The 22,718-nt window shown below is 67.9% G+C and carries 18 protein-coding genes and 2 tRNA genes; 5 read left to right on the top strand and 15 right to left on the bottom strand.

Annotation, left to right across the window (positions count from 1 at the left end; translation table 11 throughout):
• Positions 1-10 precede the first annotated feature (10 nt).
• The 5 genes from AC5RV6_RS15580 to AC5RV6_RS15560 form a co-directional block, all read right to left on the bottom strand.
• A complete protein-coding gene (locus AC5RV6_RS15580) occupies positions 11-1,111 on the bottom strand; it encodes an NAD(P)H-dependent flavin oxidoreductase (protein ID WP_494008268.1) in 1,101 nt (366 codons plus the stop codon).
• Entirely contained in the window at positions 1,020-3,194 is a 2,175-nt protein-coding gene (locus AC5RV6_RS15575; RefSeq protein WP_494008267.1) for a 3-hydroxyacyl-CoA dehydrogenase NAD-binding domain-containing protein, read from the bottom strand. The genes AC5RV6_RS15580 and AC5RV6_RS15575 overlap by 92 nt, the downstream gene beginning before the upstream one ends.
• An 18-nt stretch (positions 3,195-3,212) precedes the next feature.
• Positions 3,213-4,424: an acetyl-CoA C-acetyltransferase gene (locus AC5RV6_RS15570; RefSeq protein WP_494008266.1), complete on the bottom strand. Its 1,212-nt coding sequence runs from the start codon at positions 4,422-4,424 to the stop codon at positions 3,213-3,215.
• A 52-nt stretch (positions 4,425-4,476) separates the two neighbouring features.
• A complete protein-coding gene (locus AC5RV6_RS15565; RefSeq protein WP_494008265.1) occupies positions 4,477-5,631 on the bottom strand; it encodes an acyl-CoA dehydrogenase family protein in 1,155 nt (384 codons plus the stop codon).
• A gap of 169 nt (positions 5,632-5,800) precedes the next feature.
• The gene (locus AC5RV6_RS15560) at positions 5,801-7,690 is read right to left on the bottom strand and encodes a phosphoenolpyruvate carboxykinase (GTP) (RefSeq protein ID WP_494008264.1); all 1,890 of its coding nucleotides are present in this window, start codon (positions 7,688-7,690) and stop codon (positions 5,801-5,803) included.
• Between the two features lie 303 nt (positions 7,691-7,993).
• Between AC5RV6_RS15560 and AC5RV6_RS15555 the strand changes: the two genes are divergently transcribed.
• Positions 7,994-8,069: transfer RNA gene (locus tag AC5RV6_RS15555), tRNA-Arg, on the top strand.
• Between the two features lie 107 nt (positions 8,070-8,176).
• Complete coding sequence (locus AC5RV6_RS15550) at positions 8,177-9,646, top strand: dihydrolipoyl dehydrogenase family protein (RefSeq protein WP_494008263.1); 1,470 nt, start codon at positions 8,177-8,179, stop codon at positions 9,644-9,646.
• Between the two features lie 34 nt (positions 9,647-9,680).
• Here AC5RV6_RS15550 and AC5RV6_RS15545 read toward each other — a convergent pair whose 3' ends face one another.
• From AC5RV6_RS15545 to upp, 3 genes are all read right to left on the bottom strand, one after another.
• Positions 9,681-10,205, bottom strand: a complete 525-nt coding sequence (locus tag AC5RV6_RS15545; RefSeq protein WP_494008262.1) for a SixA phosphatase family protein — start codon at positions 10,203-10,205, stop codon at positions 9,681-9,683.
• Between the two features lie 87 nt (positions 10,206-10,292).
• Entirely contained in the window at positions 10,293-11,162 is an 870-nt protein-coding gene (locus AC5RV6_RS15540) for a winged helix-turn-helix domain-containing protein (protein ID WP_494008261.1), read from the bottom strand.
• A 590-nt stretch (positions 11,163-11,752) separates the two neighbouring features.
• Entirely contained in the window at positions 11,753-12,388 is a 636-nt protein-coding gene (upp, locus tag AC5RV6_RS15535) for a uracil phosphoribosyltransferase (protein ID WP_494008260.1), read from the bottom strand.
• A 99-nt stretch (positions 12,389-12,487) separates the two neighbouring features.
• On the opposite strand from upp, the gene tadA reads away from it, so the two are divergent.
• The 3 genes from tadA to AC5RV6_RS15520 all read left to right on the top strand — a co-directional run bounded on the left by tadA (position 12,488) and on the right by AC5RV6_RS15520 (position 13,658).
• Entirely contained in the window at positions 12,488-12,973 is a 486-nt protein-coding gene (gene tadA / locus AC5RV6_RS15530) for a tRNA adenosine(34) deaminase TadA (RefSeq protein WP_494008259.1), read from the top strand.
• Positions 12,974-13,024: 51 nt separating this feature from the next.
• Positions 13,025-13,510: a pyridoxamine 5'-phosphate oxidase family protein gene (locus AC5RV6_RS15525; protein ID WP_494008258.1), complete on the top strand. Its 486-nt coding sequence runs from the start codon at positions 13,025-13,027 to the stop codon at positions 13,508-13,510.
• A gap of 58 nt (positions 13,511-13,568) precedes the next feature.
• Positions 13,569-13,658: transfer RNA gene (locus AC5RV6_RS15520), tRNA-Ser, on the top strand.
• A gap of 349 nt (positions 13,659-14,007) precedes the next feature.
• On the opposite strand, the gene AC5RV6_RS15515 is transcribed toward AC5RV6_RS15520, so the two are convergent.
• The 7 genes from AC5RV6_RS15515 to AC5RV6_RS15485 all read right to left on the bottom strand — a co-directional run bounded on the left by AC5RV6_RS15515 (position 14,008) and on the right by AC5RV6_RS15485 (position 22,687).
• Positions 14,008-14,367: a hypothetical protein gene (locus tag AC5RV6_RS15515; protein WP_494008257.1), complete on the bottom strand. Its 360-nt coding sequence runs from the start codon at positions 14,365-14,367 to the stop codon at positions 14,008-14,010.
• A gap of 102 nt (positions 14,368-14,469) precedes the next feature.
• On the bottom strand, positions 14,470-14,787 hold the full coding sequence (locus AC5RV6_RS15510; protein ID WP_494008256.1) for a hypothetical protein: 318 nt from the start codon (positions 14,785-14,787) through the stop codon (positions 14,470-14,472).
• A 105-nt stretch (positions 14,788-14,892) separates the two neighbouring features.
• Positions 14,893-15,327 carry a hypothetical protein gene (locus AC5RV6_RS15505; protein WP_494008255.1) on the bottom strand — a complete coding sequence of 145 codons (435 nt, stop codon included), beginning with the start codon at positions 15,325-15,327 and terminating at the stop codon, positions 14,893-14,895.
• A 93-nt stretch (positions 15,328-15,420) separates the two neighbouring features.
• Positions 15,421-15,744: a hypothetical protein gene (locus AC5RV6_RS15500; RefSeq protein ID WP_494008254.1), complete on the bottom strand. Its 324-nt coding sequence runs from the start codon at positions 15,742-15,744 to the stop codon at positions 15,421-15,423.
• Between the two features lie 405 nt (positions 15,745-16,149).
• Positions 16,150-16,569, bottom strand: coding sequence for a hypothetical protein (locus tag AC5RV6_RS15495; protein ID WP_494008253.1), 420 nt, complete (start codon positions 16,567-16,569; stop codon positions 16,150-16,152).
• A 75-nt stretch (positions 16,570-16,644) separates the two neighbouring features.
• Entirely contained in the window at positions 16,645-17,049 is a 405-nt protein-coding gene (locus tag AC5RV6_RS15490) for a hypothetical protein (RefSeq protein WP_494008252.1), read from the bottom strand.
• On the bottom strand, positions 17,042-22,687 hold the full coding sequence (locus AC5RV6_RS15485; RefSeq protein WP_494008251.1) for a DUF6531 domain-containing protein: 5,646 nt from the start codon (positions 22,685-22,687) through the stop codon (positions 17,042-17,044). The genes AC5RV6_RS15490 and AC5RV6_RS15485 overlap by 8 nt, the downstream gene beginning before the upstream one ends.
• Positions 22,688-22,718 lie beyond the last annotated feature (31 nt).

Below are 22,718 nucleotides of genomic sequence, written 5' to 3'. Positions count from 1 at the left end.
GCGGGCCGGCTCAGGCGCTGACTCCGGGAACGAACAGGGCCAGCCGTTCGCGCAGCACGGCCTCGGCCTGCTGTACAACCCGGCGGACCACCTCGCCCGCCGCCGGGATGTCGTGGATGAGTCCCTGCGCCATGCCCACGCTCCAGATCCCTGCCTCGACGTCGCCGGTCTCGAAGACCCGCCGGCCGCGGGCGCCGGCCACCAGTTCGCGTACCGCCGGGAAGTCCCCGCCGTCGTTCAGGACGCGCACCACTTCGCGGCTCACGCTGTTGGCGGCGACCCGGGCCGTGTTGTTCAGGGTCCGGAAGATCAGTTCGGTGTCCCGCTCGTCCGCCGCGACGATCCGGTCCTTGACGGCAGGGCTGATCGGGGACTCTTCGGTGCACATGAAGCGGGTGCCCATGTTGATGCCGTCGGCGCCCAGCGCCAGGGCGGCGGCCAGTCCCCGGCCGTCGGCGAACCCGCCGGAGGCGATGAACGGAATCTCCAGCGCATCGGCGGCGGCCGGCACCAGGACCAGGCCGGGAATGTCGTCTTCGCCGGGATGGCCCGCGCATTCGAAGCCGTCGATGCTCACCGCATCCACGCCCACCGCCTGGGCCTTGAGCGCGTGCCGGACGCTGGTGCATTTGTGGATGACCCGCACGCCGCGGTCCCGGAACATCTCCATGTGCGGCTCGGGATTGGAACCGGCGGTTTCCACGATGGTGACGCCGGCGTCGACGATCGCCCGGCGGTACTCGTCGTAGGGCGGCGGGGAGATGGAGGGCAGGATGGTCAGGTTCACCCCGAACGGCTTCTCCGTCAGGGCCCGGGCCCGCTCGATTTCGCGGACCAGGTCCGCCGGGGTGGGCTGGGTCAGGGCGGTGATCATGCCCAGGCCGCCGGCTTCGCTGACGGCCGCGGCCAGCTCGGCGCGGCCCACCCACATCATGCCGCCCTGCACCACCGGGTGCTCAATCCCGAAGGTCCGGGTGAATCGTGTGCTCAGCATGGTCTGTCCTGTCCGTCGTCGGGAGCTATGCCGGAACGGGCGAGGCGTCGGCCTGTTCCAGCAGTGATGTCGGCGGCGTGAAACGGCTGCCGTACTGCTCCGCCAGGTCGCGGGCACGGGCCACGAAGCCGGGCAGCCCGCCGGGGTATTGGTGCATGTAGCGCACCACCCCGCCGGTCCAGGCCGGGAAGCCGATGCCGTACAGCGAGCCGATGTTGGCGTCGGCGGCGCTGTCCAGCACGCCGGCGTCGAAGCAGCGCACGGTCTCCAGCGCCTCGGCGAACAGCATCCGTTCCTGCAGGTCGATCAGCGGGATCTCGCGGCTGCCTGAGCCGAACTCGGTGCGCAGCCCGGGCCAGAGGCCCACCCGCCGGCCGTCGTCGTCGTAGTCATAGAACCCGGCGCCGGTGGAGCGCCCGCGGCGGCCCAGCCCGTCCACCATCCGGTCGATGACGGTCTCGGCGGGGTGCGCCTGCCACCGCTTTCCCTCGGCTTCCTCCGCCGTCCGGGTTTCCCGCCGAATCCGCTGGGTCAGGCTCAGTGTCAGCTCATCGAGCAGGGCCAGCGCCCCGGCCGGGTAGCCGGCCTGCAGCGCCGCCTGCTCCACACTGCTTGGTTCGACGCCTTCACCGACCGCGGCAACCGCCTCGGAGATGAAGGTGCCGATAACCCTGGAGGTGAAGAACCCGCGGCCGTCGTTGACCACGATCGGCGTCTTGCGGATCTGCAGGACGAAGTCGAAGACCTTCGCCAGGACCTCGTCGGAGGTGTGCCGGCCGCGCACGATCTCCACCAGCGGCATCTTGTCCACGGGTGAGAAGAAGTGGATGCCGATGAAGTCGCTGCGCCGCTTCACTGCTTCGGAAAGCAGGGTGATCGGCAGGGTGGAGGTGTTCGAGCCCAGCACCGCGTCCGGAGCAACCAGGTCTTCGATCTCCCGGAACACCTGCATTTTCACTTCCGGGCTTTCGAACACCGCCTCGATGACGATGTCCGCGCCGGCCAGGTCCGCCGGGTCCGTGCTGGGGCGGATTCGAGCGAGCAGCGCCGCCGAAGCTTCGGCGCTGGTGCGCCCGGCGGCGACGGCCTTCGCCTCGAGGCCCTCCGCGTACTGCTTGCCTTTCGCGGCGGCGTCGAGGCTGACATCGCGCAGGACGACGTCGATGCCCGCCTTCGCGGCCACATAGGCGATGGCGGCGCCCATCATTCCGGCGCCCAGGACACCCAGCTTGGCCGCGGTGAACTGCGGGTAGCCGGCCGGCCGGCTGGCGCCCGAGGAAATGGACTGCAGGTCGAAGAAGAAGGCGGAGATCATGTTCTTGGCGACCTGCCCGTTGGTCAGGTGCACCAGGTAGCGGGTCTCGATGGCGCAGGCCGTGTCGAAGTCCACCCAGGCGCCTTCGACGGCGGCGGCGAGGGCCGCGCGCGGGGCCGGAAGCGGGGCGCCCTTGAGCCGGCGCCGCAGGTTGGCCGGCAGCGCCGGAAGCATCGCCGCCACGGAAGGGGCGGCCGGGCCGCCGCCGGGTATCCGGAAGCCCTTTTCGTCCCAAGGTTTGGTGGGGGCGGGGTGGGCGGCGATCCAGGCGCGGGCCGCCGGTTCCAGTTCCTCCACTGCGTCCACGACCTCATCGATCAGTCCCAGCTCGAGCGCCTGTTGCGGGGTGAACCGCCGGGCCGGCAGGATCACGTCGGTGAGGGCCTTCTGCAGCCCGAGCATCCGTACGGTCCGGCTGATGCCGCCGCCGCCGGGCAGCAGGCCCAGGCTGACTTCGGGCAGGCCGAACCGGACGCCCGGCAGGTCCGCGGCGATCCGGTGGTGGGCGGCCAGGGCGATTTCCAGGCCGCCGCCCAGGGCGGTGCCGTTGAGGACCGCCACCACCGGCCTGCCCAGGGTCTCCAGCCGGCGCAGGTCCGCCTTGACCGCATTGATGTGCTGCGTCTGTTCGGCGGAGCGGGCTGGATCGGCGGAGCTGAGCCGGTTCAGGTCTCCGCCGGCGAACCAGCTGTTCTTGGCCGAGGCCAGCAGGACGCCGGTGATGGTCTCCCGCTCGGCCTCGAGCCGGTCGACGACGGCGGTCAGGGACTCGGCCCAGGCGTCGTTCATGGTGTTGACGTTGCTGTCCGGGTCGTCCATGGTCAGGGTGATGACGCCGTCGTCGCCGCGCTGCCAGTGGATCGCCGTGCTGCTGCCGTCCTGCATGGGAGTCTCCTTCATTGCTCAGACGCGCTCGATGATGGCGGCGATGCCCATCCCGGCACCGACGCAGAGGGTGGCGAGGCCGCGGCGCAGGTCACGACGTTCCAGCTCGTCGAGGAGCGTGCCCAGGATGATGGCGCCGGTGGCCCCGAGCGGATGGCCCATGGCGATCGCTCCGCCGTTGACGTTGACCTTCTCGGCGGGAATGGCCAGGTCCCGCATCCACTTGAGCACGACGGCGGCGAACGCCTCGTTGAGTTCGAACAGGTCGATGTCGCCGACGTCGAGGCCCGCCCTGGCCAGGACCTTGCGGGTGGCGGGGGTGGGGCCGGTGAGCATGATCGTCGGTTCGCTGCCGACGACGGCGGTCGCGGTGATGCGGGCCCGCGGGGCCATGCCCGCGGCACGGCCCGCTGCCGCGCTGCCGATGGCCAGCAGCGCGGCGCCGTCCACGATGCCCGAGGAGTTGCCGGCGGTGTGCACGTGCCGGATGCGCTCCACGGCGTGGTACTTCTGCAGCGCCACCGCGTCGAAGCCGCCGCGCCCGCCGAGCGTTTCGAAGGCCGGCGGCAGCTGGGCCAGGGACTCGACCGTGGTTCCCGGGCGCATGTGCTCGTCGGCGGCCAGCAGGGTCACTCCGTTGATGTCCCGGACGGGCACCACGGACCGGGAGAACCACCCGTTGGCCCAGGCCTTCGCCGCCCGGTCCTGGGACAGGGCGGCGAACCCGTCGACGTCCGCCCGGCTGAAGCCCTCGATCGTGGCGATCAGGTCGGCCGAGATCCCCTGCGGCACGAAGTAGTTGTCGTAGGCCGTGGTCGGGTCCTGCGCGTAGGGGCCGCCGTCGGAGCCGAGCGGCACCCGGGACATGGATTCCACCCCGCCGGCCAGGACCAGGGACTCCCATCCGCTGGCCACCTTGGAGGCGGCGAGGTTCACCGCTTCCAGTCCCGAGGCGCAGAACCGGTTGACCTGGACGCCCGGCACCGACTCGGGCAGTCCCGCGACCAGCCCCGCCGCCCTCGGCAGGTCGCCGCCCTGCTCCCCGACGGGCGAGACCACGCCGAGGATGACGTCGTCCACCGCCTCCGGATCCAGGCCGGGATTGCGGGACTGCACTTCCCGGAGCAGGCCGGCGGCCAGGTCCACCGGTTTGACGCTGTGCAGGGCGCCGTCCTTGTTCCTGCCGCGCGGGGTCCGCAGCGCATCGTAGATATAGACGTCTTCAGGCATGTGCGGTTCTCCGGTTCCGGCTGGTGGCGGGGGATGAAGGTGGCACGGGCGGTTACAGGCCCATGCTCCGGCCGACGATCTCTTTCATGATTTCGGTGGTGCCGCCGTAGATGGTGCTGATCCGGGCATCCTCGAAGTCCCGGGCGATGCGGTATTCGCGCATGTAGCCGTAGCCGCCGAACAGCTGCAGGCAGCGGTTCACGGCGTCCACGTACTGCTCGGTGCACCACCATTTGGCGGCCGCGGCTTCCTCCGCGCCCAGCTCGCCGGCGACGTGGCGGGCGATGCAGTCGTCAATGTAGGTGCGGCTGACCAGGACGGCGGTTCGGATTTCGGCGAGGATAAACCGGGAGTTCTGGAAGGAGCCGATCGGCCGGCCGAAGGCGGTGCGTTCCTTCACGTAGTCAAGGGTCCGTTCGAGCACTCCTTCGGTGGCTGCCACCGCCGCGGCCGCGATGGACAGCCGTTCCTGCGGCAGGTTCGCCATCAGTCCGGGGAACCCTGCTCCTTCCTCGCCGAGCAGGTTTTCCACCGGCACCCGGACGTCGGTGAAGTGCAGTTCGCTGGTGTCCTGGGCGTGCAGGCCGATTTTGTCCAGGTTCCGTCCGCGGGAGAAGCCCTCGCTGTCCGCCTCCACCACGAACAGGCTCAGGCCGCGGTGCCGATCCGGGGAGGTGCGCGCGGCCACCACCACCAGGTCGCAGTTCTGCCCGTTGGAGATGAAGGTCTTGGAGCCGTTGAGGACGTACGCGTCGCCGTCGCGCACGGCGGTGGTGCGGATGCCGGCCAGGTCGCTGCCGGTGCCGGGCTCGGTCATGGCGACGGCGGTGACGGATTCGCCCGCCGCGATGCCGGGCAGCCACCGCTGCTTCTGCTCCTCGGTGGTGAGGTCCAGGAAGTAGGGGAACACGATGTCGTTCTGCAGGGCGATGCAGGCCAGCCCGGAGCTGACCGGATGGCGGGCGAGCTCCTCGCCCATCACGGCGTTGAAGCGGAAGTCGTCCATCCCGGCGCCGCCGTACTCCTCCGGAATGGCGAAGCCGAGGATGCCCGCTTCGGCGGCTTCGGCGAATACCCACCGGTCGACCTTGCCTTCAGCGTCCCACCGCTCGGCGTTGGGGCGCCCGTGCTTCTCGGCGAAGTGGTGGACGATGTCTCGGAACGCCTCGTGATCGGCGTCGTAGATGCTCCGCTGGGGCTGCTTCATTGGTCCATCCGATCCTCGCTGATCCGGCGGTGTGGGATCAGTGTAGGAACGGACGACGTTTTTTACAACGGATTAAAAAACAGACCACGTGGCACCCGTCCGGCACCGGGGTTAAACGGGTGGTGGCCCCTGCCGAAACCGGCAGGGGCCACCACCCAGGCGGGCGAAGCTACGCTGCGGCGGCGAAGCGCTCGCGCAGTTCGGCCAGCCGGTCCTTCAGCTGCTCAGGCAGGGATTCGCCGAACTGGGCGTACCACTCCTCGATTCCGGCGAGCTCGGCGCCCCATTCCTCCGGATCGACGCGGACGGCCACCTCGACGTCGGCCGGGGTCATGTCCAGGCCGGTCAGGTCCAGCGCGTCTCCGGTGGGCACGTAGCCGATCGGGGTTTCAACGGCGTCGGCCTTGCCTTCCAGTCGCTCCACGACCCACTTCAGGACGCGGGAGTTGTCGCCGAAGCCGGGCCAGGCGAAGCCGCCGTCGGCGGTGCGGCGGAACCAGTTGACCAGGAAGATCTTCGGCAGCTTCTCCTGGTTGGCCTTGCTGCTGAGCTCGATCCAGTGGCGCAGGTAGTCACCGGCGTCGTACCCGATGAAGGGCAGCATGGCCATCGGGTCGCGGCGCACGACGCCGACCTGGCCGGCGGCGGCCGCGGTGGTCTCGGAGGAGAGCGTGGAGCCCATGAAGATGCCGCTGGCCCAGTCGCGGGCCTGGGTCACCAGCGGAACCGTGGTCTTGCGCCGTCCGCCGAACAGGATGGCCGAGATCGGCACCCCGTTCGGGGAGTGGTACTCCTCGGCCAGCATGTCGATCTGGTCGATCGGGGTGCAGAACCGGGAGTTCGGGTGCGCGGCCGGGTGGCCGGCGTCGGGCGTCCACTCATTGCCGCGCCAGTCGGTCAGGTGTGCCGGCACCTCGTCGGTCATGCCCTCCCACCAGACGCCGCCGTCGTCGGTGAGCGCGACGTTGGTGAAGATGGAGTTGCCCTTGGCGATGGCACGCATGGCGTTGGGGTTGGTGCTCCAGCCGGTGCCGGGGGCGACGCCGAACAGGCCCGCCTCCGGGTTGACGGCGCGCAGTTCGCCGTCCTTGCCGAAGCGCATCCAGGTGATGTCATCGCCCAGCGTCTCGGCCTTCCAGCCTTCCACCGTCGGGTCGAGCAGGGCCAGGTTGGTCTTGCCGCAGGCGGACGGGAAGGCCGCGGAGATGTAGTAGTTCTTCTGCTCGGGGCTGGTGAGCTTCAGGATGAGCATGTGCTCGGCCAGCCAGCCCTCGTCGCGCGCCATGACGGAGGCGATGCGCAGGGCGTAGCACTTCTTGCCGAGCAGGGCGTTGCCGCCGTAGCCGGAGCCGTAGGACCAGATGGAGCGGTCTTCGGGGAAGTGCACGATCCACTTCTCGTCGCTGCAGGGCCAGGGCACGTCCTGCTCGCCCTCGGCCAGCGGCGCACCCACGGAGTGCAGGGCGGGGACGAAGAACGCGTCCAGCTCCTCCATCTTGCGCAGCACGTCGGTGCCGATGCGGGCCATGATGCGCATGGAGGCGACCACGTAGGCGCTGTCGGTGATCTCCACACCGAACTTGGGATCGTCGGCCTCGAGGTGGCCCATGACGAACGGAATGACGTACATGGTGCGGCCGCGCATGGAGCCGGAGAACAGGCCCTTGAGCTTCTCGCGCATCTTGGCCGGTTCCATCCAGTTGTTGGTGAAACCTGCGTCCTCTTCCTTTTCGGAGCAGATGAAGGTCTGCTCCTCGACGCGGGCCACATCCTTGGGATCGGAGAAGGCCGCGAAGGAGTTGGGGAACTTCTCCTGGTTCAGGCGGATCAGCGTGCCGGACTCGACCAGCTCGTCGGTCAGCACCTTGTTTTCCTCTGCGGATCCGTTGACCCAGTACACGCGGTCCGGCTGCGTCAGCTCGGCGACTTCCCGTACCCAGTCCAGCAGGGCACGGTGGGTGGTGGGAGCGGAGGCTCCCTCAGTGGTCCGCTCCGGCGCGGCCGGAGCAGCGTTCTTGCCGTCCTCATCGAGAACTAGCTGACGCGCGTCATCGCCCATGACTCTTCCCTTCGTTGGGTCAGTGGTGTGTTCCGATGCTAGTTGTCCGCCCTGTGACGGCTGAGACAAAGGTGTTACTAATGCCCCGTGATCCCCTCCACGTTCCTTGAAATTCCGGGGTTTCGCCCCCTCCCCGCCCCTGCTCGTGTGACTAAGGTCATATAGACCGGTCTAGTTCCACAGGTCACACTCTCTCGATTAGGTGTTTGTTCCAGAACCCCGTATAGTTGATGAAGGCCGAGCGGCCCGGGAAGTTTTTGACAGACCGGACGCCGGAACGGAAAATTGAAGAATATTCCGAATGCGTGCGTAGCTCAACGGATAGAGCATCTGACTACGGATCAGAAGGTTGGGGGTTCGAATCCCTTCGCGCGCACCACACAGACCCCGTCTGCACTGGTTTCCACCAGTCAGGCGGGGTTTTTCGTTATCCACCTGCATCCCCTCCCTTGTGCCGCCCTTCGCCCGGCTGGCAGGGTCGGGGACATGAATGCCGACAACAGCAGCAGCGGGAGCAGGGTCGATGTCGTGGTGATCGGCGGCGGTGCCGTCGGCGAGAACGTCGCCGGACGCACGGCCGCCGCCGGGCTCGACACCGTCCTCGTGGAGAATTCCCTGATCGGCGGGGAATGCTCCTACTGGGCGTGCATGCCCTCCAAGGCGCTGCTGCATCCCGGCGCCGCGCTGGCCGCCGCGCGCAGCCTGCCCGGTGCCGCCGAGGCCGTGACGGGTGACCTCGATGTCAGGGAGGTCCTGGCCCGGCGGAACGGCTTCACCTCCAACTGGGACGACACCTCCCAGGCGGACTGGGTTCGCGGAGCCGGGATCCGCCTCATCCGCGGCACCGGAGTGCTGACGGCGCCCCGCGACGTTCAGGTCCGCACCGGCGACGGCGAGGTGGTGCACCTGCATGCCCGCTTCGCCGTGGTACTGGCGACCGGCTCCTATCCCACCCCTCCCCCGATACCGGGCCTGGACACCGTCGACTACTGGACCACGCGGGAAGCCACCTCCGCGCAGGAAGTGCCGCAGAGCCTGGCCGTGGTGGGAGGCGGGGTGGCCGGCACCGAGCTGGCTCAGGCCTGGGCCCGGCTCGGCGCCCGGGTCACCCTCATTGCCCGGCACGATATCCTCGGGTCCTTTCCGGAACCGGCGCGGGCACTGGTCAGGGCCGCACTGGAGGCCGACGGCGTCGACCTGCGCCTGCAGTGTTCCCCCACCGGAGTGCAGGAGACGAGCCGCGGGATCAGCCTGGCGCTGGATGACGGAGACACGCTCCTCACCGAGAAGCTGCTGGTGGCCACGGGGCGGACCCCTGCACTCGCCGGGCTGGGCCTGGAGAAGCTGATGGACACCGGGGCGCTGCCCGCTGATCCGAAACTGGCTGATCCCCGGCACGGGGTCCTGGTCACCGATCCGTCCGGCCTCGCGGCCGGAACGAACTGGCTGTACGCCGTCGGCGACGCCGCCGGCAAGGTGCTGCTGACCCATCAGGGCAAGTACGAGGCGCGGGCTGCGGGCTCCGCGATCGCGGCCCGGGCCCGCGGTAAGCTGCAGGGCGGCCCGTCGGATTGGAGCGCCGAGGCAGCCACCGCGGATGAGCGGGCGGTGCCGCAGGTGGTTTTCACCGATCCCGAGGTGGCCCAGGTGGGCCTCGACCTGTCGGCCGCGCGCGCCGCGGGCTTCAACGCGTCCGAGACGGCCCTGGACATCGACGTCGCCGGCGCGGCCCTGCTGCGCCGGGATTACTCCGGCTGGGCTTCGATGGTGGTGGATGAGGACCGGCGCGTGATCCTCGGCATGTGCTTCGCCGGGCCGGGCGTGTCGGAACTGCTGCATGCGGCGACCATCGCCGTGGTGGGGCAGGTGCCCCTGGACCGACTGTGGCACGCGGTGCCCGCCTACCCTACGGTCAGCGAGGTGTGGCTGAGGCTGCTGGAGAAATACGGTCTCTAGGCGGCGCGGCCTGGAAAGCGGACAGCCGTGCCCGTCAGCGGCCGGGCGGAATCACGAAGTCGGTGACCCGGGCGTCCCGGCCGTCCAGTTCCGCCCACGGGCGGTCGGTCTGCAGCACCGTCAGGGCGGCCGTCGGGTAGTGCGTGGCCAGTTCCATGACCGGCTCCTCGTCGGAGTCCACGGACGCGAGCCGCATGGCGACCTCCTGGACGGCGGGCATGTGCGCCACCACCAGCAGGGTGCGCACGGTCTCCGGGACGTGGTTGATCACGGCGAGGACCGTGGCGGCGTCGGCGTCGTACAGCCGGCCTTCCAGGCGCGGGGTGGGGGCTTTGTCACCCAGTTCCCGGCACACCCAGGTGCAGGTCTGCCGGGTGCGCAGCGCCGAGGAGCAGAGGATGTAGTGCGGAACGTGCCCGTTATCGATCATCCAGGTGCCGGCCGTCGGGGCGTCCCGGTGTCCGCGGCCCGAGAGCGGACGTTCAAAATCGTCCACGCCCAGCGGCCAGTCCGCCTTCGCATGGCGCAGCAGCATCAGCGTCTTGGTTTGGCCGTCCATCCGGCCAGTCTATCGGCGTCGTACGGGCGGCCGGCATCGGGGCGGGTGCACCGCCGGGGCAGCTGCGGCTGCCCCGGCGGCCACCGGCTAGATGCTGTATTCCGGAGCAGCCCAGACGACCACTTCGGGATGCTCGTAGAACCGGTACCCCTGTCCGCGGACGGTGCGCACCGTGTTGGCCAGCCGGCCCAGCTTGGAACGCAGCCGGCGGATGTGCACATCGATGGTGCGCTCATTGGGGACTTCCTCGGCGTTGCGCCACAGCCCGCTGAGCAGCTCCTCACGGCCGACCGTGCGGCTGCCGTTCTCCACCAGGTAGTTGAGCAGCTCGAATTCCTTGAAGGTCAGGTTCAGCGTTTCGCCGTCCAGGTGCACTTCGCGGCGGGACAGGTCGATCAGCACGCCGGAGGGCCGCTGGGCAGCCGGCGTCGGCGGAGCGGGCACAGGGGGCTCGACCCGTGCCCGGCGGCTGACGGTGGGATCGCCGAGGGCCTGGCGCACCACTTCAAGGTCGGTGCCGGGGGCCGCAGCCGGAGCAAGGGCGACGGCGGCGTGGCTCTGCGCGTTGGGGACCAGCGTCTGCGCGTAGGTCCGCAGCTCCTGTGCCAGCTTGGTGAGGCTGGTGCCGGCGGCTGCTGCGCTCTCTTCATCCAGGCCCACATAAATGACAAACCCCCGCGCCACGGTGTCGGCGGCCACCGGCTGAGGGCCGGGCACGCCCTGCGGGGCAATAACGGGGGTTGGGGCGGTCATCGGCTGACCTTCTGCACGGGCGGCTCCGGGGAACCTGTTGCCCGGCAGGTCCGGCCCCGCCCCGGAGAAGGCGGGCTGGCCGTAAGAGGGGGCGCCGTAGGCGGGAGCGTAGGGCCGGGGGAACCCGGCGGGCTGCTGCCGCAGCGGGCCGCGGCCCTGGGGATTGCGGAGGGAGATGTGGACGTACCCGGATGCTACTGACATGTGGAACCTCAATGGTGAATTGCCGTCATCACGGCTCGAATGCAGGGGGTGTGCCCGGTCGAGATGGCGATTGATGCCCGGCGTTGGGCCTTGAGTGATGTTTGCCTGGGAGGGGGGTGGGTCCTAGGCGTGCATTCGACAACAGCAGGCACCCAGCTCGGCGGATAGGCCGGGACGGAAAGCCGGAACACATGCTGTCGTGGTGTTGTTCACTTTACGGATTATTGCATGTAACAAAGCCTGGAGCGCAAGTAACAATATGGTCGCAGTCTCACATAGTGGACACAAAAGGCGCATTTGTGAGCCATCTCACTGAGGGAACCCCGTAATCGCGGGGCGGGGCCGCCGACCGGCTTGAACCCGTGTACTCGATACTCCAGGTCCCGCTATCCAGCGGCCTCCGGGCGTGGGCCGGCAAAAAGAGGCCGCCGAACGGCGGCCTGGGGGCAGCGCCGGTCAGCGGTTTTTGATAAGGATGCTTAGCTCAGGCGGTTCGTCAAGCCGAATAGGCGCGTCCACATGCTGGACACGTAGGTGGGCGTCAGGCAGCACTCTGACAGGCCGTGGGTTACCCTGCGCCCGGGTCGCGCCTAGTGCGCGACGCCGTAGAGCCGGTCGCCGGCGTCGCCCAGCCCGGGGACGATGTAGGCCTTTTCGTTCAGCCGCTCATCGATGGAGGCGAGCACGATGGTGACGTCGGCGTCCGCGAGCTCCTCTTCGAGGACCTTCAGGCCCTCCGGGGCCGCCAGGAGGCAGATGCAGGTGACGTCGGCGGCACCGCGCTTGAAGAGGAACTTGATGGCCTCGCGCAGCGTGCCTCCGGTGGCGAGCATCGGATCGAGCACGAAGACCTGACGGCCGGTGAGGTCGTCCGGAAGGCGCTCGGCATAGGTGATCGCCTCGAGGGTCTCCTCATTGCGGGCCATGCCCAGGAAACCCACCTCGGCGGTGGGGACCAGGCGGACCATGCCCTCGAGCATGCCAAGGCCGGCGCGCAGGATCGGCACCACCAGCGGGGTGGGCTTCATCAGGCCGGTGCCGACGGCCGGGGTGACCGGCGTTTCGATCTGCATCGGCTCGGTCCGGACGTGCCGCGTCGCCTCGTAGGCCAGCAGGGTCACCAGCTCCTCGGTCAGCTGCCGGAAGACCGGCGAGGAGGTGTCCTTATCCCGCAGGACGGTCAGCTTGTGGGCGACCAGGGGGTGGTCCACTACGAGTACGCGCATACGTCCAAACTACCATCGCCTGCGCGGGCCCCCGGGCGGGCAGGCCGGTCCCGCGGCGCGGTTGAAGGCAGGACGCCGGAACTGCGAGACGATGGACACATGGACCAGCTGCCGCACCGCCACCGACAGTGGATGGATCTCGCCCTGGCCGAGGCCCGCGGGGCCTTGGCCACCGGTGACGTACCCATCGGCGCCGTCGTCGTCGGGCCTGATGGGGAGGTGCTGGGCACCGGGCGGAACGAGCGCGAGGCCAGCGGTGATCCGACCGCCCACGCGGAAGTGGTGGCGATTCGCGACGCCGCGGCCAGGCTGGGCCGGTGGCGGCTGGATGACTGCACCCTGGTCGTGACGCTGGAGCCGTGTGCGATGTGCGCCGGTGCCATTGTCCTGGCGCGGGTGCCGCGCGTGGTGTTCGGGGCATGGGATGAGAAGGCCGGCGCCTCGGGCTCGGTGTTCGACATCCTGCGCGAGCCGCGGCTGAATCACTGGGTGGAGGTCTTTCCCGAAGTGCGCAGGGACGAGGCGGCTGCCCTGCTGACCCGGTTTTTCGCCGAGCGGCGCGGCGGGGTTTCCTCGAACGGCTAACAATCAGTAGGCTGATGTTATTCGTGGTTCCCACCAGAAGGAGGACAACGCATGGCATCGGACAAGACCGGCATGGACTTTGTGGTCGAGATCCTGGAGAAGGCGAAGATCGCCCACCTGACCACCATGGATCTGGAGGGGCATCTGGTCAGCCGGCCGCTGGAGCTGCAGGAGGCGGATTCCGACGGCAACCTGTGGTTCTTCACCCAGGACCCGTCCCACAAGGCGGATGAGATCCGCGCGAATCCCAACGTGAACGTGGCGATCCAGGATTCGAAGGGGTTCCTCTCGATCAGCGGCGCGGCGTCGCTCACCAAGGACCAGGGCCGGATCGATGAACTGTGGAAGGCGTCCGCGGCGGCCTGGTTCGAGAAGGGCCGGGAGGATCCGACGGTGGCCCTGCTCAAGGTGGATTCTCACACCGCCGAGTACTGGGCCAACGACGAGCCCAAGGTCGCCTCGGTGTTCAAGCTCGCCAAGAGCGCCGTCACCGGCGGTCAGCCCGACGTCGGCAGGAACGACGTCGTCGAGATGTAGGCCTCCCCGGCGGCCGAGTTTTGGGTCTGGGGCACCTGACCGGTAAGGTTGACGCGTTGGTGACGTGTCCGAGCGGCCGAAGGTGCAACACTCGAAATGTTGTTTGGTGTAAAAGCCAACGTGGGTTCAAATCCCACCGTCACCGCCAACTGAAAGGCTCCGGCCCCCTCCACGGGGCCGGAGCCTTCTGCTTTGCCCGCAAGCCCGCACACTCTGAATGTTTTGCCGCTGCGATGGCTCCTTCAGCCCACCCGCTCATAGGAATACACCCTGGGCGTCCCGCGGCCAGGAAGCAGCACCGCGGGCACTCCCAGCAGGAGAACGGCCGCCATAATCCCGAAGGCCACCAATCTGTTCTTGATCACCTGCCGTGTGGACTTGCCGGGCCGGTCTAAACCTCCGGAAGAAACACCCACTCTCTCTCCTGCCTGACTCCGGTGACCTGCCTCAGCTCACTGGGAAGCCGTTTTAGCATGTGATGCGCCCTGCTGTTGGGGTCAGCTCGCCGGCGGTTCCAGGGGCTCGGGGACCCGCTCAGGCGGGGTGATAACGAAAGGGGAACCGCCTTTGGCCAGGTAAATCGGGCGGAGCACCGCCACCACTAAAACAATGGCCAGCCCGGCCCAGTAACTGCGCACATCCGCATACACGCCAAGGGCCAGGGCCCCGCACGTGCACGCCCAGATGATGGAAACCAGCAGCACAAGCGACAGGATGCCCCTGCCGCTCATCTGGATCTTGGCGCCTGGTATCCGGTCTCTTCGCAGCTGGCGGACCTTCAGCAGGTAAATCACCGCCATCGCTATGCCGAACGCAACCAAAGCAACAAAACTCATGACCACCACGGCAGCTGCCATGTCCCACCCCTTCACGACGGCCCGATCCAGTGCCCAGACAGAACGATACAAAAATTCGCGGTTCGCGAGGAGGGCGAAACCACCCTCCACGCATGATCGAAACTAACCCGCCAGCACTCCGGCATCTACGAGCATGGATTCAGCCAATATCCAGTGACCGTACAAGAACGCGAGAACCATGGGGACACCGATCCAATAGGCGACCATCCGGTCGCCCTTACCCATGTGATGTGCATCCGGCTTCCGCGTGGCCCGCCAGGTGAAGAACACGGCCAGCGGAACCACCGCCATGGCAAAAGGCATCGGAATCCCGTTCCGGCCGAACCTGCCGCTGTAGGAAAGCCTCGCGTCCAGGGGAACTGTCGAGAACACAAAAACAGCGATCCCCAGGCAGGCGATGAAAACCACCACACACATCATCTGGAGGACCCTATTTGCCTTGGCCCCCAGCTCGAGGTCTTGTTTGGACAGCTTCAGCGGGGGTTCACCATTCCTCAACTCTTCGCCACCGTTATCGCAACGGCGTCATGATTCGTGCACCATCACTTCGGCGCTGCGGGCAGGTGTCGGGACTCCCCGCTCCTTGCGCAGCTTCTCTGCTCGATAATGCTCACGTGTATACCGGAACGTGGTGTAGCCGGTGCTCCCGAAAGCCATAACGACGAAGGCCAAAAGCCACCAGTTGGGCATCACTCCATCTCTCATCGGCAGGAGGAAAGCCGTCAAACCAAGAACGATAAAGCCCACATGGACCGAGAGGATCATTAAGCCCATGCGCCAAGACGCTGGCCGGTTCCTATGCGGGGCCCCCTCGGGCGGAAACCCGAGTTCTTCCGGCGCATAGCTGTGCAGCGCACCATCTACCGTCCTGAACAGATGCCGGACCTCACCCCGCTCCACGGCCGCCCGATGCTCTGCACGTACGCCTGCGTCATCGCCATGCACCCGCTGGTTGCTCATGGTTCCCTTCCCGCCAAGAATTACGTTCTTCTTTGCCACCGACCAACCGACGGTTGCGGTAGAAACTACTGAATCCACCTCTCGTCAGAGGACTTATTCGGGAAGGAGTCCGGCCTCAACCATCAGCAGTTCGGCCATCACCCATTGTCCCCAAACCGTGGCAATAAAGACTGCCGACTGCAGAAGATAATATGCGATGCGTTTCTTTTTGCTCATATAATGTGCCCTGCCGCTCCTGCTGGGACGAAGCATAAGGACCAGCAGGAAAGGTATGCCGGTTATGGCCAGTGGCATGGGGATACCATTGCGGCCAAACCTGCCGGAATACGGCAGTCGAGTGTCCATCGGCACGTTCTGAAAGATATAGACGGCAATCCCGATGCACACCACCAACGCAGCGGCCCCCAGGATCGTCATGATCCTTATCGCTCTTTTGCCGAGCATAAGGTCAAGCTCTGTGAGAGAACCACTCGATGCTCCGGCCCCGCTGTCGGAAACAACTTGGTGTCTAGTCATTCAGAAAGTTCCCCTCGATCACGCAGCCCCAATCGGCACTGCCAGAGCAACTGCGATGGCTCCCCAAAAGAACCAGCGGTCTCTGCGTTTCTTGCTCGCTGAGGTCCTCACGGAACCAGCGGGAGCTCCTCCATTGGGTGGTTCGACCATGCTGCTCCACCTTCTACTCGTCCGTTCGCACCAGGACCCGATGTACCAGGAGACACGCCGCGTGTATGCGCGCTCCTGCGTCAGCAGCGATCCCCGAGTCCATCACCGGAACCAGTTTCGGTAGCTGCGAGTGAGGCGGATGCTCAGCCTCTTCGATCAGGAACCAGGCAGTGTCAGTTCAGCGCCACGCCCGGGAGTCGGAACCCCCCGCTCCTTGCGCAGCTTCTCCGCTCGATAATGCTCACGCGTATAACGGAAGGTGGTATAGCCGGTGCTGGCAAAGGCGACCACAACGAACGTCAGCAGCCACCAATTGGGCATCTCTCCGTCTTGCATGGGGAGCAGAAACACCAGCAGGCCGAAAACGATAAAGGCCACATGGACCGAAAGAATCAAAAGACCCATACGCCACGTTGTGGGGCGGTTACGGTGCGGCGCTCCCTCGGGCGGGAATCCGAGTTCCTCCCTGGCATAGCTGTGCAGGTCCCCCGCCGCGGTCCTGAATAGGTGCCGGGTCTCACCACGCTCCAACGCCTCCCGGTGCTCGGCATACACTCCAGCGTCATCACCCTGCACGCGCTGCTTCCTCATAATTCTCTTCCCACCGTCCAAAACGCCCTTCCTCATCTGCCATGCCGAAAGCCGGCAAACTTACCCCCTGGCCCCGCCTTCGACGAGGATCGCTTTCGCCAGCTCCCACTGAGCCCACACAGCCACCACCATTATGGCCACGGCCAGGATATAGAGAATCACGCGGGCCCGCTTGCCCATATGGTGCGCCTTCGAGCCGTAGGGTCGAGCAAAGAGGGCGAGAAAAACCACGACGACACCCATGGCAATCGGCATCGGAATCCCGTTCCGCCCGAACCGTCCACTGTAAGGCAGCCTTGTATCCAGTGGAACGCTTTGAAACACGTAAACCGCTATCGCAAGGCTTACCACAAGGGCGGCGAGGCACCCGACGGTCATGAACCTAATAACGCGCTTCCCCAATACCAGATCCCGCTCGCTGAGATTCGGCTTACTGCGGCTGCCAGGCTCGGGCTGCTCAGTCATCACTTAGGAAGTTCCCCTCAATTATCGACCCCCCGGACTCGACAATGGTATCGGCATGTATCTCCGTGAATGTCGGCGCGGCATGCCTGCCCCGAGGAGTCCCGAGCTCTGCCACTGCGGCGCCACTTCCCCCGTCGAAGAGGACGTCAGTAAGTCCGTAGTCCTCGCCTGAGATCCCCGCTTCAGCCATACCGCCGGTTATCGACCCCGCTGCGGATATGCCGCTCCGACCAATTCGCTCGAACGGATTCGTGGCCGACGGACCAAACAGGTGAGGGGTGGGTGCACTGATTACGCTGCTCACTCCGCCATTGACCGCCGCGCCGATCACCCCTCGAGCCGTGGGCTTATCTTCCCCTACGAGATAGACAGTGGTGCTGGCTCCAGCCCCGACCGTGCCGTCCACTACCGCGGCCGAGGCAATCTCACGGGCGGGCAGTTGGCCCAAACGGGCTGCGGCACCCGGGCTGACGCGAGCGACTGTGGAGGTCACTGCGGATCCAGCGCGCGAAGCGACCTGGGACGCGGCGGCACGAACCGGCGCAGCAGCAGCGGAACCAAGTGCCTTCGTCGCCAAGCCGCTGACCTTGCCCGCCACCGGCCCGGCTATCACCCCCACTGCGCCGGTGACAGCGACCTGCCTCCAGTCCACGGAGCCCGTCGTCGCTTTCTGAATTGCCGCATCCGCGCCCGCGAACACCAAGGCCAAGCCGGCACCCTGAGCGCCGGGAACGAACATCAACCCGACCCCGGCCGCCGCGATTGCAGCAGCAGCCACGTATTCGCCGTATTCACTGAGCCAGTCCCCCACGCCGTGAAGGAATCCCCGGTCCTGCTCATCGAGGACTCGGAGTTCCGCGTCGGTGAGGGGCTTGAGGCCGGTGGGGTCGGTGCTGTTGAGGGGGTTGTTGCCGGCGTAGGAGTAGGGGTTGGCGTCCCAGCCCGATCCGAGGACCGGTGCGAGAGGGTCTGTGGAAAGGAAGCCACGGACGGCGGGGTCATAGGCCCGCTTGCCGAGCCATTCCAGGCCGGCGACGTCGAGCCCGCCACCGGCGGTCAAACGGATACCTGCGGGCAGGAGCCCCGCGATGGACCCGGGTCCGGAGCCGGTACGGTCTCCGGTGCCCGGCGCCCCGCCAGCCAGCGCTCCGCCGGGGGCAGGGACCACGGGCGTACCGAGGACAGCCCAGGGATCGGCGGAATCGGTGGGGCGGGCGGCCCGCCAGCCCGGAGCTGTCCAGATATCGCCGACCCCGGTGATGCCGCCGGGCAGGTGCCTCACCTGCTGGTCGGCGATCCCGGCGAGGGTGGGAACAGGGTTCGCGGTGTCCCACCACAGGTCGCAGCCGTCCACGCTGGCCAACTCGCCCAGGGCATCGACCCGCAGCCGGTGCCTGGCGGTGTCGGCCCCGTCCGGGGTGCGGTCGACGGTTTCCTGCAGGTGACCTGTGGGACCCCACGCGTATTCAGTCCAAGACCCGTCGGCGCGGATGAGCCGGGTCCGCCGGCCCAGACCGTCATGCACGTACTCGGCGCGCGCCCCGTCCGGTTCAACAACGGCGGTCAGCTGGCCCGCCTCATCGTACTCATACGCGCGGGTTCCGGCGGGTGTGTACTCGCGGGTCAGGCGTCCGCCGGCGTCGTACTCCCACTCGGTGACCGCCGCCCGCACCGCTGCCGCAGCATCGGGTTCCCCGTCGTCGGTGGCGGCGGCGGCGACGAGTTGTCCGGCGCCGTCGTAGGCGTAGCGGGTCGTTGTTCCGCCTCGGGTGAGGCCGGTGATCCGTCCGTCGTCGTCCCGGCCGATGAGGGTGATGTCCGTGCCGGTGCCGGTGGTGGTGCGGGTGTGTTCGGCCAGGTACCCGTGCCGGTAGGCCCAGGCCTGAACCAGGCTGCCGGCGGTGGCGGTGGTGAGCCGACCGGAGGCGTCGTAGGAGAAGGCGGCCTCACCGAGGCGGGGGTTGCTGACCGTGACCACGCGCCCTGCGGCGTCGCGGGTGTAGGTGGTGGTGGTTCCGGTCGGGTCGGTGTAGGCGGTCCGGTGTCCGTCCGCGTCGTACGCCCAAGACATGCCCCGGCTGCCGCGGGTGCGGGAGGTGAGCTGGCCGCGCCGGTTGAATCCGAGTTCGTGCTCGACCACCAGTCCGTCGGTGCCGGTGGAGTCCGCGATCACGATGCGCCGGTTGAGCTTGTCGCGGCGGATCTCCGCCAGCACCCGCCCGTTGTAGGCGGTGGCGGTTTCCTGGCCGGCGGTGTCGTAGGTCCAGGTGGTGGTGTTCCCGTCCGGGTCGGTCTGGGACAGCTGCCGGCCGGCCGGATCATAGGTCGCGGTGGTGACCCGGCCCAGCGGGTCGGTGACCGAGGAGACCTGATCGGTGTCGGTGTAGGTGCGGGTGGTGCCCCCGCCCAACGGGTCGGTGATCTTCACCAGCCGGCCGCGGGGGTCGTACTCGAACCGGGTCCGCCCGCCGACGCCGTTGACGGTTTCGATGAGTTCCCCGGCGGTGTTGTATTTGAAGCGGCGGGTGCCGTACCAGGTGTCCTGGGCGAAGGTCAGCCGCCCGACCTTGTCATACCCGTACCGGGCCACGCCCTGGCCGGGGGTGCGGCGGCCGGTCAACCGTCCGGCCCCGTCGTAGGTGAAGGTCTCGGTTTCCCCGGTCGGCAGGGTCCGGGCGATGACGCGCTGGTCGGCGTCGTAGGCCAGTTCGGTGACCGCCCCCAACGGGTCGATCGTCCGGAAGGGCCGGCCGCAGTTGTCGTATTCGTAGCGGGTGACCGCCCCGGTGGGGGAGGTGATGGAGGTGATCCTGCCGGCAACATCGCGGGCCAGGACGGTGAGCCCGCCTTCCCCGTCGAGCAGTTCGACCGGGTTCCCGGCCGGGTCGTAGGTGATCAGTTCGGCGGTGCCGTCTTCGGACTGGACCCGGGTGGGGCGCCCGTACTCGTCGAAGGTGTAGGTGGTGGACGCGAACGCGTCCCGCAGGGTCGCGGTGCCGGTCTTGCGGTCCGTGGCCGCGTCGGCGCGGACTCCGGTCGGGTCGATGACGGCGGTCAGGTTCCCGACCGTGTCGTACTCGCGGAGCCAGTCATTCCCGGCCGGGTCGGTGATCCGGGTCAGCCGGGACAGGGAGTCGTGGGTGAAGCCCCAGCGGGCGCCGTCGGGCAGGACCGCCGCGGCCACGTTGCCCAGGTCGTCAAAGACCCGTTCCACGGACCGGCCGAGCGGGTCGATGGTGCGCACCAGTTCCCCATTCGCTGCGTACTCGAGTGTGGTGCGGCCCCCGTCCGGTGCGGTGACCGCGGTGAGCCGGCCGGCGTCGTCGTGCTCGAAGGACCAGACCGCTCCGTCCGGGTCCTCGCGGCGGGTCAGGAGCCCGGCCGGGCTGTGCGCGCAGCGGGTCAGGGCCCCGGAGGGGGTGGTCGCTTCCACCGGCCGGCCGGCCGCATCGCGGACGATGACCGCGGTGTCCCCGGCCGCGTTGGTGCTGGCGATCAGATCACCAAACTGGTCGTACGTGAACCGGATGGTGACTCCGGCAGGGTCGGTGACCTGCACCAGCAGGCCCTGCTCCCACACCAGTTCCGTCCGCCCACCCAGGGCGTCGGTGATGACGGACGGGTCGCGGGTGATCTCGTCCGCGTACTCGTAGGTGATGACCGCCCCGGTGTCGGTGACCAGGGTCGTGATCCGATCCGCCTCGTCCCACCCGTAGGTGAAGTCCGCACCCTCCGGCGTCACCGTCCGAATCCGCCGGCCCCGCTCGTCATAGGCGTGCACGGTGACCGACCCATCGCGTTCGGTGAAGGAGACCAGGTTCCCGTGCCGGTCATAGGCCATGGACTGCCGCTCATCATGCGAGTCCCGAACCCCGACCAGCCGTCCCCGGGCGTCCGCGATCCACGAATTGGAGCGGGTGCCGTCCTCATCCGAGACCACGGTCACCCGGCCGGGCAGGTACGCGAACCGGGTCCGCCGCCCGTGCTGGGTCACCTGCAGCACCACCCGGCCCTGCGCGTCATACGTGTTCTCCGCTTCCAGGACCCCGGCGGCGGAGTAGACGGCGTCGATCAGCCCGTCTCCGTTGATCCGGTACCGGCGGGTCCCCGCCGCCGTGCTCACCTCGGTCAGCCGGCCGGCGTCGTCATACCCGTACTCCACCCGCCGCCCGTCCGAAGCCCGCACCACGACCACCCGGCCGCCCACGTACTCCACCTCCAGGAACCGGCCCCGCACATGCGACAGGCGCGACACCGAACCGGTGTGACCGAGGTCGGCGCCGGTGGGCATGGTCTGTCCGTCCGCGGCACCGTCCGCAACAGTGGCGGCGGGGGCAGGTGCCTGGCGGTACACCGACATGGTGCGCCCGGGCCCGGAGCCGGCGCCCAGCCAGGCCCCGGTGAGGGTGTAGGCCCACCAGGAACCCTTGTTGTCCCGGACCACCATGAGGTGGCCGGTCCCGGCAGGAACCGATGCCAGCTCCGTCAGGGAAGGTGCGTGGACCGGCTCGCGGGAGAGCCAGTAGTTCTCCTCCACGGCTCGGCCCCAGCCCTCACCCTCGCGCGGGAAGTCCACCGCCCGACCGTCGGCCATCACCCACCGGCAACCTCCATCACTGAACACCAGGCGCTGATCCAGCACCGACGCCCAGCCCGGACCAAACACCCCCGGCGCCGCCGAAACTTCATCCGTGTCCTGCCCCGTCACGGCCAGCGAGTTGTACATCCGCGACAGCACCAGGTTCGACGCGACCCCGGCAAAACCCAGATCGGTTTCCGGCTCAATAAAGTTGCCCGTCGCCGTGTTCACCGGATCATTCGCATACCCCGTCGTCGGCTTCGCGCCCCACGCCGTCGGCGGATCAATCTCCAACGCCGCCCGGGTGGCGCTCACCCCCGCCGCGGCCAGCGCCTCCGCCAACGCCGCATCGGACACCGTCGACACATTCCCCTCACCACCGGCAGCAGCGAAGGCATCCGCCACCGTCACCGCCCACAGCGCGTCATCCTCATTCGCCTGCAGATAGTCGTCATACGCCCGGACCACCCCCGAGGCGTTGATGTGGCCCCAGTAGCACTGCGCTGCAAAAGACTGCAGATGGCTTCGGAGGGTCCCCGGCGTCGTTGCCAGGCTGGAATCGAGGGCCCGCGAGTTGGCCGCGAAGGTCCGCAGGTTTGACGGCCGCGCCGACGACGTACCGCCACCGCCGCCACCGCCGGTGCCGGGCTCAGGTGTGCGCCGGGACCCTAGGGCCGCGGCGATGGCGTCAAAGTTCGGTGCCTGCCCCGGACTCATATTCGGCCGGGGACGATCATTGTTAAGCAGGGGGTCGAGCACATGTTCCTGAAACGCGTTGCGGCTGTCCCGCCACCGAACCCACTCGTTGGCCTTCTCGCGCCGCTCGTCCTCCTCGCGGCCGGCCTCGCTCATCCTCCGGACATACTCGCCGACCAGGCGCAGCGCATCGGCGAGCGCCGTCGCATCCTGTGCCGCCGTGGTTCCGTTGGCCTGGAAGATCTCGGAAAATGCGCCGGTGAAGTCCTCCCGTGCCGCTGACACGTACCCCTGCCGCGTCCTGGCAGCTTCTTCGACCCGGGCGGCCGCCGACTCGAAAGCGGACTTCATTTCCGCAGCCACACCGTAGGTATACCGGCCATCCGGATCCTCC

Source organism: Arthrobacter saudimassiliensis (assembly GCF_059090665.1).
The sequence above is the reverse complement of the archived record's forward strand: the minus strand, read 5'-3'. Positions and strand labels throughout refer to the sequence as shown.